This window comes from Burkholderia sp. YIM B11467 (assembly GCF_052952715.1).
Map to the genome: position 1 here is coordinate 811,383 of NZ_JBQVSQ010000002.1, position 12,429 is coordinate 823,811.

At 68.1% G+C, this 12,429-nt stretch carries 14 protein-coding genes; 5 read left to right on the plus strand and 9 right to left on the minus strand.

Features of this window, described 5'->3' with window-relative positions; translation table 11 throughout:
* The first annotated feature begins 60 nt into the window (after positions 1–60).
* Positions 61–1,335, plus strand: coding sequence for an APC family permease (locus tag ACTRWB_RS10765; protein ID WP_446901875.1), 1,275 nt, complete (start codon positions 61–63; stop codon positions 1,333–1,335).
* Between the two features lie 166 nt (positions 1,336–1,501).
* On the opposite strand, the gene ACTRWB_RS10770 is transcribed toward ACTRWB_RS10765, so the two are convergent.
* The 4 genes from ACTRWB_RS10770 to ACTRWB_RS10785 all read right to left on the minus strand — a co-directional run bounded on the left by ACTRWB_RS10770 (position 1,502) and on the right by ACTRWB_RS10785 (position 4,160).
* Positions 1,502–1,798, minus strand: a complete 297-nt coding sequence (locus ACTRWB_RS10770) for an XRE family transcriptional regulator (RefSeq protein WP_048245468.1) — start codon at positions 1,796–1,798, stop codon at positions 1,502–1,504.
* A 73-nt stretch (positions 1,799–1,871) separates the two neighbouring features.
* Positions 1,872–2,231, minus strand: a complete 360-nt coding sequence (locus ACTRWB_RS10775) for a type II toxin-antitoxin system RelE/ParE family toxin (RefSeq protein WP_048245469.1) — start codon at positions 2,229–2,231, stop codon at positions 1,872–1,874.
* A 127-nt stretch (positions 2,232–2,358) separates the two neighbouring features.
* Entirely contained in the window at positions 2,359–3,345 is a 987-nt protein-coding gene (gene pcaQ / locus ACTRWB_RS10780) for a pca operon transcription factor PcaQ (RefSeq protein ID WP_446901876.1), read from the minus strand.
* 77 nt (positions 3,346–3,422) lie between these two features.
* Complete coding sequence (locus ACTRWB_RS10785; protein ID WP_446901877.1) at positions 3,423–4,160, minus strand: helix-turn-helix domain-containing protein; 738 nt, start codon at positions 4,158–4,160, stop codon at positions 3,423–3,425.
* 120 nt (positions 4,161–4,280) lie between these two features.
* On the opposite strand from ACTRWB_RS10785, the gene ACTRWB_RS10790 reads away from it, so the two are divergent.
* The 3 genes from ACTRWB_RS10790 (at position 4,281) to pcaG (ending at position 6,431) form a co-directional block, all read left to right on the plus strand.
* Positions 4,281–4,844, plus strand: a complete 564-nt coding sequence (locus tag ACTRWB_RS10790; protein ID WP_446901878.1) for a YiiX/YebB-like N1pC/P60 family cysteine hydrolase — start codon at positions 4,281–4,283, stop codon at positions 4,842–4,844.
* Positions 4,845–5,126: 282 nt separating this feature from the next.
* Positions 5,127–5,834: a protocatechuate 3,4-dioxygenase subunit beta gene (pcaH, locus tag ACTRWB_RS10795; protein ID WP_034179751.1), complete on the plus strand. Its 708-nt coding sequence runs from the start codon at positions 5,127–5,129 to the stop codon at positions 5,832–5,834.
* 3 nt (positions 5,835–5,837) lie between these two features.
* Positions 5,838–6,431, plus strand: coding sequence for a protocatechuate 3,4-dioxygenase subunit alpha (gene pcaG, locus ACTRWB_RS10800; protein ID WP_446901879.1), 594 nt, complete (start codon positions 5,838–5,840; stop codon positions 6,429–6,431).
* A gap of 470 nt (positions 6,432–6,901) precedes the next feature.
* Here the strand turns inward: pcaG and ACTRWB_RS10805 are convergent, their stop codons facing one another.
* Positions 6,902–7,681, minus strand: a complete 780-nt coding sequence (locus ACTRWB_RS10805; RefSeq protein ID WP_129517177.1) for an AraC family transcriptional regulator — start codon at positions 7,679–7,681, stop codon at positions 6,902–6,904.
* A gap of 142 nt (positions 7,682–7,823) precedes the next feature.
* Between ACTRWB_RS10805 and ACTRWB_RS10810 the strand changes: the two genes are divergently transcribed.
* Positions 7,824–8,603, plus strand: a complete 780-nt coding sequence (locus ACTRWB_RS10810) for an alpha/beta fold hydrolase (protein ID WP_446902041.1) — start codon at positions 7,824–7,826, stop codon at positions 8,601–8,603.
* Positions 8,604–8,638: 35 nt separating this feature from the next.
* On the opposite strand, the gene ACTRWB_RS10815 is transcribed toward ACTRWB_RS10810, so the two are convergent.
* Genes ACTRWB_RS10815 through gsiC form a run of 4 tightly spaced genes read right to left on the minus strand, consistent with a single transcriptional unit; the run spans position 8,639 to position 12,390 of the window.
* Positions 8,639–9,466: a M55 family metallopeptidase gene (locus ACTRWB_RS10815; RefSeq protein ID WP_343495341.1), complete on the minus strand. Its 828-nt coding sequence runs from the start codon at positions 9,464–9,466 to the stop codon at positions 8,639–8,641.
* Positions 9,463–10,569, minus strand: a complete 1,107-nt coding sequence (locus ACTRWB_RS10820) for a DmpA family aminopeptidase (protein ID WP_446901880.1) — start codon at positions 10,567–10,569, stop codon at positions 9,463–9,465. Before ACTRWB_RS10820 ends, ACTRWB_RS10815 begins: the two co-directional genes overlap by 4 nt.
* A complete protein-coding gene (gene gsiD, locus ACTRWB_RS10825; protein WP_129517173.1) occupies positions 10,569–11,462 on the minus strand; it encodes a glutathione ABC transporter permease GsiD in 894 nt (297 codons plus the stop codon). The genes ACTRWB_RS10820 and gsiD overlap by 1 nt, the downstream gene beginning before the upstream one ends.
* Positions 11,463–11,469: 7 nt before the next feature.
* Positions 11,470–12,390, minus strand: coding sequence for a glutathione ABC transporter permease GsiC (gene gsiC / locus ACTRWB_RS10830; RefSeq protein WP_048245480.1), 921 nt, complete (start codon positions 12,388–12,390; stop codon positions 11,470–11,472).
* Positions 12,391–12,429 lie beyond the last annotated feature (39 nt).

Here is a 12,429-nt window from a genome sequence, read left to right on the forward strand (position 1 = left end):
ACGATTGACCGCGCGGGCTCCCGCGCCCGAACACAACAACACCTCCGGAGACTGCCGCCGATGCCTTCACACGCCGATTCGCCCACCGCCCATCACGCCGGCTCGCTGACGATTTTCCAGGGCGCCGCGCTGTATATCGGCGCGGTGCTCGGCACTGGCGTGATCGCGTTGCCCGCGCTGGCCGCCGAGGTCGCGGGCCCCGCGTCGCTGCTCGCGTGGGCCGCGCTCGTCGTGCTGTCCGGGCCGCTCGCGGCCACCTTCGCCGCACTCGGTGCGCGCTATCCCGACGCGGGCGGCGTATCGACCTACGCGCGGCGCGCATTCGGGCCGAAGGCCGCGGCGATCGTCGGCTGGTGCTTCTACTTCGCGGTGCCGGCCGGCGCGCCGGCTGCCGCGATGTTCGGCGGCGCGTACGTCGCGGCCGTCACGGGCGGCGGGCATACGACGATCATCGTCACGGCCGCCGCGCTGATCGCGACCGTGTCGGCCGCGAATGCATTCGGCGTCACCGTATCGGGCCGCATGCAGCTCGTGTTGTCCGCGCTGCTCGTCACGCTGCTGCTCGCCGCGGTGTTCGCGTCCGCACCGCATGCGCGCACCGCGAACCTGCATCCGTTCGCGCCGCACGGCTGGCTCGCGGTCGGCCAGGCCGCCGCGCTGCTCGTATGGAGCTTCGCGGGCTGGGAGGCGATCACGCATCTCGCCGCCGAATTCCGCCGGCCCGCGCACGACATGCCGCGCTCGGCCGGCATCGCGGTCGTGGTCGTCGGGTTCCTGTATCTGTCGGTCGCCGCCGCGAGCGTGATGGTGCTCGGGCCGTCCGCGGGCGCATCGGGCGCGCCGCTCGGCGAACTGATCGCGGGCGGCATCGGCGGTCACGCGCAGGTGCTGGCCGCCGCGGCCGCGGTGCTGCTCACGCTCGGCACGATGAACGCGTATTTCGCGGGCGCGGCCAAGCTCGGCGCGGCGCTCGGGCGCGACGGCGCGCTGCCCGCGTGGCTCGCGCAAGGCAGCCAGGTCGGCGGCGTCCCGCGCCGCAGCCTCGGCGTGATCGCCGTGCTCGCGGCCGTCGCGCTGGCCGCGACGATCATCTCGGACGTCGGGCCGAAACCGCTCGTACTCGTCACGTCCGGATGCTTCGTGATGGTGTATGGGCTCGGCGCGGCTGCCGCGCTGAAATTGCTGCCGCGCGGCGGCATCGCTTACCGCTGCGCATGGATTTCGCTGGTCGCGGTCGCCGGGCTGTTCCTGACGACCGGATGGTATTTGCTGTGCCCGCTGCTGCTCGCGGGCGGTGCGCTGCTGTATCTGCAGGTGAGCGGATCGCGTAAATGACACGGCGCAGGTGACCCGGCGTATGCGCATGGGCTGATGCCAGCTCATGCGCGGCAACGCGCCGGTGAATCGCAAACCGAATCGCAGGCCGAATCACCCGCCAATTCACCGCGCACATCGCGCGAAAGGTCGCCGCAAACCAACCACGCGCCGATTCGTCACGCCGTCAGGCCGACACCAGTTCGAAGCTGAGCCGTTTGCCGAGCGCGGTGGCCGCGCTCGCGAGCGTCGCCAGCGTGAGGCTCGTGTCGGTTTCGTCGAGCAGCCGGTTGAGCGCGGCACGGCTGGTTTTCATCCGCGCGGCCATCGCGGTTTTCGTGATGTGCTGCGCCTTCATTTCCTGCCCGATCTGCCACGCGATCACGCGCTTGATCGCGGTGGCGGTGGCCGCTTCGAGATTGCCGTCCTCCTCGAGGAAGGCATCGAAGTCGCTGCCGATATGCGGATTGTTCGTGCTCGTCATGTCGTACTCCAGTGCATGGCGTTGCCGGTTGCCCGACCGTCGAAGACGGTACGTTCCGGCACAACCGGGAAATTCAGATGGCGTGCGTCAGCGCTTTCAGCCGCGCGACGGTGACGTCGAGATCGTCCGACGGCGTGGCCCGCGACTGCTTGAAGAAGCCATGCAGCAGGACCATCGTGTCGCCGACGACCGTGAACATCACGCGCGCGCTTCGCCCCGGCAGCATCACGCGGATCTCCCACAGACCCTTCGCCATCTTCCGGACCACCGGCATGCCGAGCGGCCAGCCGAGTTGAACGGTCTTGATCTCTTCGCCGATCAACCTTCGCTCCGCTTGCCCGAGCGCGTTGAGCCATTCGCGCACCGGCTCGTTGCCGCGGGCCGTGCGGAAGAACCGTACGCCAAGCGTCACCTGGATCTGCTGTCTCGCCATCGTCTTGTCACCAATCGTACCAAAAACGATACGATATGCCAAGCACCGCGAGACCGGCTACTGGCCGGATGGCCGATCCGCCCACGCGGAAAGGGAATGAGCCGGGCTTGCTGCCCGGCTCGGCGCGTCAACGATCGCGGCGAGCCGGCTTGCGCGCGGTGCGCTGCGTCCGGTCCCGGCGCGTATCGCCGAACCGCGACCGCGCGATGTCGCGCACGGCATCGATCAGCGTCCGCGCGACCGGCGACGGCTGCGCATCGGTACGCAGGACAAGCCCGACCGGTTCGTCGGTGCCCGCGGACGGCAGCGGCAGGCGCGCCAGCGCACCGGCCGACAGATCATATTCGGCCGCATAGAGCGGCACGAACCACACCGCGTCGTTCTCGAGCGCCAGCGCGCGCGCGACCGATACCGACAGCACCTCGATGAACGAATCCAGCGGCGGCACGCCGCATGCGCCGAGCAGTTGCTCGGCCGACTGGCGGATCAGCGTGCCGAACGGCGGCAGCACGACCGGATACCGCGCGAGCTCGGTGGCCGGCGCTGCGCTCGACAGCAGCGGATGCCCGGCGCGCACCACCGCAACGAGAGGTTCGTTGTACAACTGCTCGAACGCGAGCCCGATCATCCGCTCCGGCTCCGACAGCCGCCCGATCGCGCATTCGATCGCGCCGGCCTTCAGCCGCTCGAGCAGATCCGCGTTCGCGGCCGTCGCGATCCGAACGACGATGCGCGGCCAGCGCTCGGCCAGCGCCTTCATCAGCGCCGGCGCGAGCGATGCCGCGACGGTCGGCAGCATGCCGATTTCCAGCGTCGCGGCGGCGGCCCCGCCCTCGCGCGCGAGCAACCCGACGCCCTGCCGCAGCGCAAGCACGCACGCGTTCGCGTGCGGCATGAACAACTGCGCTTCGCGGGTCGGCTGCGCGCCGTGCCGGCCGCGCTCGAACAGCTTCACGCCGAGGATCGCTTCCAGTTCGGCGATCGTCTTCGAGACGGCCGGCTGCGTGATCGACAGGCTTTCCGCCGCCTTCTGCACGCCGCCCAACTGCGCGACCGCGAGAAAGCACTGCAGGTGCCGGAACTTGACGCGGCCGTCGGCGATACGGTTATTCATAACGGGGAGTTATGCGAGTGCCAGTGAAATGCCATTTTGCATAACTTTCCGGATATCCCCAAGCAATCGGTGATGCGTCACGCGTCGCGCCGCAGCGCCTGGAAACCGGTCGGCTCCCAGATCCGCTTCGCGATCAGCAAGCCCGTCCCGTGCTTCTGCCCGAGCGGCGCGGACGACGACTCCGCATGCAGCGCGGCCGCCTTGCTGCGCAGCCGGCGCAGTTCCAGCTCCAGTTCCGCGGCGGCGGCCTCGGTCAGCATCCCTTGCGAGAACGTCATCGTCTCGCCCGCGCCGTCGAAGCGGCTGTCGAGGAAATCGCCGAGTGCGTGCGCATGGAAATAACGGCGGATCGGCCCGCCCGGCAGCCAGTCGAAATCGCGCGCGACGCGCACGCGTATCCGGTCTCCCGGCAGCAGCGCGACCACGTTCATCCGGTCGAGCATCAGCAGGTACTTCACGCACTCGGCCTTCGTCACGCGATAGGCCGACACGATGTCCTGCACGGTCCAGTAGTTGATCGCGCACACGGCGACGAGCAGCAGTTTTTCGTCCGACACGAGCAGCGCCTCCTGCTGCTCGGTCAGCACGTGCAGCCTCGGCGCCGACGCCGACGCCTCCTGCACGAGCTCGGCCAGCGTATAACCGAGCAACTGCGCGATCTCCGCGACGCGCTCCAGCGTAAAGCGGCCGCTCGCGAACAGCCGCTTCACGCTGGTCTCGGATACGTCGAGTGCGCGCGCAACGTCGCGGTAGGTCATTCCCTGCGCCTTCAACTGGCGCTTCAGCGTTTCGATGAGTTGGGCGGTTTCGGTCATTTTGGTATCGAAAAACGATGCTCGAGGTCGGATATTAGGCTACCTGCGCATGCGGATGAACATTTTTGGATACTTGTCTGCATAATCCGCTCCGTCCTGTCACTCAACGACGGAGCCGAAATGGCCACCCGAACCGAAACCGCCGCTTACGAACCGCAGCACACCGCACCGCGCGATGCACGCGATACGGATCGCACCATGCCGCTCGCCACCGTCCGCACGCTGGCCGCCGGCGCGCATGTCGGGGATCTCGTGTTCATCCGCGTGCCGGCCGGTACGCCGCGCGATGCGGCAGGCGCGACGGGCGCGTGGACCAACCGCTTCGGGATCGTCGTCGATACGTCGGGCGACGAACCCGTGATCGCCGAGCCCGCGCTGGCGTGGACGAAACTCACGCCGCTGTCGCGCTTCGTCTCCCGGACCGACGGCGGACGCATCGCGCTGGCGCGCCGCGTCGCGGCATCGACCACCGACGCGCAGCGCCAGGCCCATGCGACAGCCGAACAGCGGATCGACGCGCTGCTCGGCAGCCGCTTCAACCTGCGGGCGCGGCGCGGGTTCTGCGCGCAGTACGTGAGCGACGTGATCGGTGCCGACCGGGCCGCGACGCCGGCTGCCCTGCTGCGCAGCGGCATGCTGTCGCTCGAATTCGACGGGATCGTGTTCGATCCCGGCCACCCATAACGACCGGCACGCTCGGGGAGACCGCATAACAACAACAAGAACGAAAGACAAAAAAGCAGCGACGGGCTGGCTGGAGGGCCGTGCACGGGGTCGTCACCGACGACGCGAAGCCCGATCGCTTTTTTCCGCCGGACAGGGCATCCTGTCCGGCGGAATTTTCATTGGTGCGCCATACATAACTACCAGTTATGCGTCTCGCGAAAAAAGGTCATTTTGCATAACTTTCCGGATTGGCTACAGTCCTGCCATCCACTTCGCGAAATACCTATCAGGAGACGCCCGATGGATTCCCCCACGATCCTCACGCCGCGCGACTGGCCGTCGCATCCGGCCTATGTCCACCCCGAGTACCGCTCGTCCGTGAAGCGCGGCCCGACCCGCCCGCTGATCCCGCTGAAGGACAAGCTGCGCGACCAGTACGCGCCCGTCTACGGCGCAGAAGATCTCGGCGCGCTCGACCACGACCTGACGAAGAACGCCGTGAAGAACGGCGAGCCGCTCGGCGAACGCATGGTCGTCACGGGCCGCGTGCTCGACGAAGGCGGCAAGCCCGTGCGCAACACGCTCGTCGAGGTATGGCAGGCGAACGCGGCCGGCCGCTACGTGCACAAGGTCGACCAGCACGACGCGCCGCTCGACCCGAACTTCCTCGGCGCCGGGCGCTGCCTGACCGACGACGAAGGCCGCTACCGCTTCCTGACGATCAAGCCCGGCGCGTATCCGTGGGGCAACCATCCGAACGCTTGGCGCCCGAATCACATCCATTTCTCGCTGTTCGGCGATTACTTCGGCTCGCGTCTCGTCACGCAGATGTACTTCCCCGGCGACCCGCTGCTCGCGTACGACCCGATCTTCCAGGGCACGCCCGAGGCCGCGCGCGATCGCCTGATCTCGCGCTTCTCGATGGACATCACCGAAGAAGGCTATGCGCTCGGCTACGAATTCGACATCGTGCTGCGCGGCCGCGACGCTACCCCGATGGAGCGCTGAACCATGACGACGCTGAAGCAAACCCCTTCGCAGACGGTCGGCCCGTACTTCGCCTACGGCCTGTGCCCGCAGCAATACGACTACGACCTGAAGAGCCTGTTCACGCCGACGATCGCCGCGACGCACGCCGACGGCGAGCATGTGCTGCTGGTCGGGCAGGTGTTCGACGGCGACGGCAACGTCGTCGGCGACGCGGTGCTCGAATTCACGCAGGTGGACAGCGCAGGCCACTACCCGGCGTCGCGCGACGACATCGCGAAGTCCGGCTTCACGGGCTTCGCGCGGGTCGGCACCGGCACCGATGCGCAGCAGCGCTTCGTCGTCGAGACGGTGAAGCCGGGCCGCATCACGGCCGACGACGCGCCGCACATCAACGTGACCGTGATGATGCGCGGGATCCTCACCCATGCGTTCACGCGCGTGTACTTCGACGACGAAGCCGCGGCGAACGCGGTCGACCCCGTGCTGAACGCGGTGCCGGCCGAGCGTCGCGCGACGCTCGTCGCGAAACGCGACGCGCAGCCGGGCCGCCCGACCGTCTACCGCTTCGACATCCGCATGCAGGGGCCGGACGAAACGGTGTTCTTCGACGTGTGACGCACGCCGGCGCAGGCCGGTTTCGAATGCCGACACACCGCCGCGTGGCGCGAATCCGACAGGGGGCGCGCCACGCGGCGTTTTTCGTGTTCCGCTGAAATCTTTCGATGCTGCAGCGCATCGCGCCGACGCACGGTTGCCGATGTCCATTGGCCGGGGCTTCTGCCCCCACATCGAACACGCGATTCAAACGCATGCTGCGAGAGCACATGAATCGTCTGAAAAGCACGATTACGTTTGCGCGTTATGCGGCGTATTCTTGGGTATCAAAGACGAGCCGTCAGGATTCAATCGGAAAAAGCAACAATCCCACAAGTCATGCGCGCACCGCCCTTGCTGGCTGTTCGCGCATTTTTTCTGACCGAGTGCCTTTAAACGCGTCTGACCGAATTTGGCAGGCGCGTATTTTTTTGCCTTGCCGCTACGACCGGCGAACGGGCATGACCCGCACCGGCGCCGTTCTCTTTCGGTCAGCGGCGAATCTCCAGATACCGGCTCGGCGTGTCGCCCAGAATGCGGCGAAACGCCGACGTGAACGCGCTGGCGCTCGCGTAGCCGAGATCGAGCGCGACGCGCGTCACCGGCTGCCCGTCGCTCAGGCGGGCAATCGCCGCGAGCATGCATACCTGCTGACGCCATGCGGCAAAACTCACGCCCGTCTGCGCGCGGAACTGCCGCGTGAACGTACGGCGGCTCACGCCCGCGTCGGCGGCCACCTGGTCGAGATCGGCCGCGATCGACGGCGACGCGAACAGGTGCCGGCACACCTTCGCCAGCCGCGCGTCGGCCGGCAGCGGCGCATGCAGCGACAGGCGCGGCATCGTCGCGATTTCCGCGACCAGCAGCGCCATCAGCTTGCCCGCGCGCCCGTCGACGTCGTACAGGGCCGGCAGGTCGATCGCATCGTCGATCAAATGCCGCAGCAGCGCAGACACGCCATACACGCCGCACTGCTCGGGCAGACCCGCCGCCTGCGCGGCGTCGCCCGACACGAACGTGTTGAGCATCGTGACCGGCCCGGTCATCGTCATCTCGTGCCGTACGCCGGCCGGCACCCAGCACGCGCGCTGCGGCGGCACCAGCCAGCGCCCGTGCGGCGTCGACACGCTGATCGTGCCGCGCGACGCGAACGCGAATTGCCCGCGCCCGTGCGCGTGGTCCGGAAACGTCGTGCCCGCCGCATAGTCGTTGGCGGTCACGACCACACTCCGGGGAATGTGTTCGTAGGGATCTAACAGCGTATTTCTCACGGCCCGAATTCCATCATCAATGACCCGATATCGAAGGCGGGTCACCTTCGATCGATCTACGATCCACTCCACCCTTGCGCGACCTGACGGCCGCAGGACCCGACGGCCTGATCGGCCGGATTTCAACACCCTCGGAGCGGACATGCCGAATACGTTTCATCGCGTGGGGGACGGCCCCCACCCCGTTCTCGTGCTGCACGGCTGGTTCGGCGACGCCCACGCCTTCGAACCCATCGAAGCGTGGCTGTCGCGCGAGCACTTCAGCTATGTATTCATGGACTTCCGCGGCTACGGCCGCATGCGCGACGCACGCGGCGACTACACGATCGACGAGATCGCCGCCGACACGCTCGCGCTCGCCGACGCACTCGGCTTCCCGACCTTCAGCCTCGTCGGCCATTCGATGGGCGGCATGGCGATCGAGAAAGTCGCCGTCGTCGCACCTGATCGCGTACGCGCGCTGGTGCCGATCGCACCCGTGCCGTGCGGCGGCCTGCCGTTCGATGCCGAGCGGCGCGCGCTATTCGAGCGCGCCGCCGACCATGTCGCCGATCGCAGGACCATCATCGATCGCAGCACTGGCGGCCGGCTGCCCGCCGCCTGGGTCGAGTGGAAAGCCGCGTATTCGGCCGCCCATTCGTCGCCGCAGGCATTCGGCGCGTACTTCCGCGCGTGGGCCGATACGGATTTCAGCGACGAGATTACGGGTGTGCATCCGGTGAAAGTGCTGATCGGCGAGCACGATCAGGCATTCGATGCGGCGCTGATGGCGCGCACCTACCTGCGGCGCTACCCGCGCGCCAGAGTCGACGTACTGCGCAACGCGGGCCACTATCCGATCAACGAGACGCCGCTCGCGCTGGTCGCGGCGATGGAAGCGTTCCTGCTCGCCTCGACAGCGCATCCCGCCGTCAGCGGCTGACACGCCACGCGCAAGCGGCCTCGTTGCGGCATGTATCACCGCAGCATGAACGACATCGCCGACAGGCTGTTCAGCGTGCGCACCACATGCTCGACCGAAGGCCCGTCGAAACGCAGCGTCACTGCGTCGACACGCTCGAGCGACGGCAGCACGCAGAACAGGTCGGCGAGCGCGGCCGTCTGCACGCGCAGCGTGCACGCAGCCGGTGCGGGCCGATGCGCGCCCGCGCGGCGACCGGACGACAGTGCCTGCATCACCGTTTCGCGCGCGGCGGTCGCGATGCGGGCGCACGACGCGGCGGGCGTGAGCGTATCGCCGCTCGATGCGCCGCCGGCCGTCTTGACCGTCTCGAAACGCGCATCCGGAAACAACGGCTGGGTTTCTTCCGCGAACACGTCGTCGCCCGTCGCCAGCGCGACGTGCGCGCCATATTCACGCGCCAGCGCGCCGTACAGCCCGGCTTCGCCGAGCTCGACGCCGTTCAGCCACACCTGCGTGAACGCGAAGCTGTTGATCGTGTGCGCGAGCACGCCGCGCGTCTGCGACTTCGCGTGATAGCCGATCATGAACACGAGGTCGGGCTGCTGTTCGAGGCCCGCCATCATCCCGAGCGTGCGCGGCTTGCCGAGCACGACGCGCGTGCGCGCATCGAGCCCGTCGGGCAGCAGGTTGCGATAGCCGCCATGCGAATCGTTGATCCAGACGGCCTGCGCGCCACCCGCGAACGCGCCTTCGATCGCCGCGTTCGCTTCCGCGGTCATCCAGCGGCGCGCGCGCTCGTATTCCGGATTGCCGGCGCGCGTCTGCTCGGTGGCGAACACGCCGGCGACGCCTTCGATGTCGGTCGAAATCAGGATCTTCATGAATAGTTGGGACGGTGTACGTTGAGCAGAGGGTCGAGATCGGGCACCGCGTCGCGCAGCGATTGCCGCACGTGGCCGTCGCGGCCGGTCACGGTAACGGCCTGCAGCAGCGCGTCGACGATCGCGCGCTCGACGCTGTCGGCCGCTGCCGCGAACAGCGGATCGAGCATTGAATCGGCCAGCAAAGCCGGTAGCGAAACGTAACGGGCGTCGTGCGCGATCGTGCCGGCGGTCGAGAACGCCAGCGCGATGTCGCCGCTGCCGTGTCCGTAGACGGACCCGGTGCGCGCGAGCCCCGCTGCCGCGCGGCGCGCGAGCCGCGACAGTTGCCGCGCGTCGAGCGGTGCGTCGGTCGCGAGCACCATGATGATCGAGCCCTGCTCGGGCGGCGGCGCCGCAACCGCGGCAGCGGCAGCGGCAGCGGCACGTGCAGCGCGCGCGGCGGCGATCCGCCCGACCGGCACGCCGTCGAGCGTCAGCATCGGCAGCCGGCCGAAATTCGCGAGCACGAGCGCGCCGACCGTATACATGCGGCCGGCCGCCACGGCGACGCGCGACGCCGAACCGATCCCGCCCTTCAGGTCGAAACACGACATCCCGCGCCCGGCGCCCACCGCGCCGCGTGCGATGTCGCGCGATGCCGCACGGCACGCATCGTCGTAATGCGCGGCCGTCACCGCGAACGCCTGGATGTCGTTCAGGTAACCGTCGTTGCACTCGAACACGAGCGGGTTGACGGTCGGCCAGTCGCGGCCGATGGCCGGATTTGCGGCGATCGCCGTGCGGATCTGCGCCTGTGCGACCGCGCCGACACCGAACGTATTGGTCAGCGCGATCGGCGTCTCGAGCGTGCCGAGCTCGTCGACTTGCACGAGCCCGATGCTCTTGCCGAAGCCGTTGATCACGGCTGCGCCGGCCGGCACCTTGCTGCGGTACACGTCGCCCGGATGCGGCTTCACGACCGTGACGCCGGTCTGGACCGGACCGTCGGCGAGCGTGCAATGGCCGACCGTCACACCCGGCACGTCGGCGATCGTGTCACGCGCGCCGGTCGGCAGCACGCCGCCGCGCGACGCGCCGTCGAATCTGCTGCCTGTCGCCATCAACGACGCTCCAGCTTCGGATCGAGCGCGTCGCGCAGCCCATCGCCGAGCAGGTTGAACGCGAGCACGGTCAGGAAGATCGCGACGCTCGGGAAGATCGCGATATGCGGCGCCGTGACCATGTCGGCGCGCGCCTCGTTGAGCATCGCACCCCACTCCGGCGTCGGCGGCTGCGCGCCGAGCCCGAGGAACGACAGGCTCGCGGCCGTGATGATCGACGTGCCGATCCGCATCGTGAAGTAGACGACGACCGACGACACGGTGCCCGGCAGGATGTGCCGCATGATGATCGTCCAGTCCGACGCGCCGATGCTGCGCGCGGCCTCGACATAGGTCATGTGCTTGAGCATCAGCGTGTTGCCGCGCACGAGCCGCGCGAACGCCGGGATGCTGAAGATCGCGACCGCGCAGATCACGTTGACCATCCCGTTGCCGAGGATCGCCACCACGCCGATCGCGAGCAGGATGCCCGGGAACGCGAACAGCACGTCGGCGACGCGCATCGTGATGCGGTCCCACCAGCCTTCGTAGTAGCCGGCGAGCAGCCCGAAGAACGTGCCGATCAGCGCGCCGAGCGCGACCGAGAAGAAACCCGCCGCGAGCGAGATGCGCGTGCCGGCGATGATCCGGCTGAAGATGTCGCGGCCGAGCGAATCGACGCCGAACCAGTGCACGACCGACGGCCCCGCGTTCAGCGCGTCGTAGTCGAAATAGTTCTCCGGATCGAACGGCGCGATGTGCGGGCCGACGAAGGCCAGCACGACGAGCGCCAGCACGAAACCGCCCGCGACGAGCGCGACGGTCTGCTTGCGGAACTTGCGCCAGAATTCGCGCCACGGCGTGCGGATCTCGGTCGCGGCGGCCGGCGCCGCGGTCTGGACAGTCGCGTTCATGCGCGCCTCACTTGAACCGGATGGTCGGGTTGATGACCGCGTACAGCACGTCGACGGTCAGGTTGATCAGGATGAATTCGAGCGAGAACAGCAGCACGATCGCCTGGATCACGGGGTAGTCGCGCATCGTCACCGCATCGACGAGCAGGCGCCCGAGACCCGGCCAGTTGAACACGACCTCGACGACGATCGAGCCGCCGAGCAGGAACCCGAACTGCAGCCCCATCATCGTGACGACCGGAATCATCGCGTTGCGCAGGCAGTGCTTGAGCACGACCATCGGCTCGTGCACGCCCTTCGCACGCGCGGTACGCACGAAATCCTCGTTCAGCACCTCGACGAACGACGCACGCGTGAAGCGCGCCATCACGGCCGCGACCGCCGCGCCGAGCGTCAGCGACGGCAGCACGTAGCTCCGCCACGAGCCGTCCGGCACGACCGGCAGCCAGCCGAGCTTCACCGAGAAGATCTCCATCAGCAGCATGCCGAGCGCGAACGCAGGAAACGAGATGCCCGACACCGCGATCGTCATCCCGAGGCGGTCGGGCCAGCGATTGCGCCACACCGCCGACGCGATCCCGATCGCCATGCCGAACAGCGTCGCCCACACCATGCTGACGAGCGTCAGCAGCAGCGTCGGCATGAAGCGCTCCCCGATCTCGGTCGAGACCGGCCGCTTGCTGCGCGTCGACATGCCGAAATCGCCGTGCGCGATCTTCACGAAGAAGTTCGCGAATTGCGTGGGCATCGGCTTGTCGAGGCCGAGATCCGCGCGCACGAGCGCGACCGTTGCATCGTCGGCTTCGGGCCCGGCCGCGAGCCGCGCCGGATCGCCCGGCAGCAGGTGCACGAACAGGAACACGAGCACCGCGACGATCGCGAGCGTGGGCAGCAGGCCGAACAGGCGTTTGACGAGGAAATTCAGCATGGGGCACCGATCGAATCAGCGCGCCGGCAGCTTCCGCCG

Coding starts and splice junctions, on each gene's coding strand:
- ACTRWB_RS10790 (WP_446901878.1), top strand. CDS start 4,281: ATGGCCACCCGAACCGAAACCGCCGCTTACGAACCGCAGCACACCGCA.
- pcaG (WP_446901879.1), top strand. CDS start 5,838: ATGACGACGCTGAAGCAAACCCCTTCGCAGACGGTCGGCCCGTACTTC.
- pcaH (WP_034179751.1), top strand. CDS start 5,127: ATGGATTCCCCCACGATCCTCACGCCGCGCGACTGGCCGTCGCATCCG.
- ACTRWB_RS10775 (WP_048245469.1), bottom strand. CDS start 2,231: ATGGCGAGACAGCAGATCCAGGTGACGCTTGGCGTACGGTTCTTCCGC.
- ACTRWB_RS10785 (WP_446901877.1), bottom strand. CDS start 4,160: ATGACCGAAACCGCCCAACTCATCGAAACGCTGAAGCGCCAGTTGAAG.
- pcaQ (WP_446901876.1), bottom strand. CDS start 3,345: ATGAATAACCGTATCGCCGACGGCCGCGTCAAGTTCCGGCACCTGCAG.
- gsiC (WP_048245480.1), bottom strand. CDS start 12,390: ATGCTGAATTTCCTCGTCAAACGCCTGTTCGGCCTGCTGCCCACGCTC.
- ACTRWB_RS10815 (WP_343495341.1), bottom strand. CDS start 9,466: ATGAAGATCCTGATTTCGACCGACATCGAAGGCGTCGCCGGCGTGTTC.
- gsiD (WP_129517173.1), bottom strand. CDS start 11,462: ATGAACGCGACTGTCCAGACCGCGGCGCCGGCCGCCGCGACCGAGATC.
- ACTRWB_RS10820 (WP_446901880.1), bottom strand. CDS start 10,569: ATGGCGACAGGCAGCAGATTCGACGGCGCGTCGCGCGGCGGCGTGCTG.
- ACTRWB_RS10770 (WP_048245468.1), bottom strand. CDS start 1,798: ATGACGAGCACGAACAATCCGCATATCGGCAGCGACTTCGATGCCTTC.
- ACTRWB_RS10810 (WP_446902041.1), top strand. CDS start 7,824: ATGCCGAATACGTTTCATCGCGTGGGGGACGGCCCCCACCCCGTTCTC.
- ACTRWB_RS10765 (WP_446901875.1), top strand. CDS start 61: ATGCCTTCACACGCCGATTCGCCCACCGCCCATCACGCCGGCTCGCTG.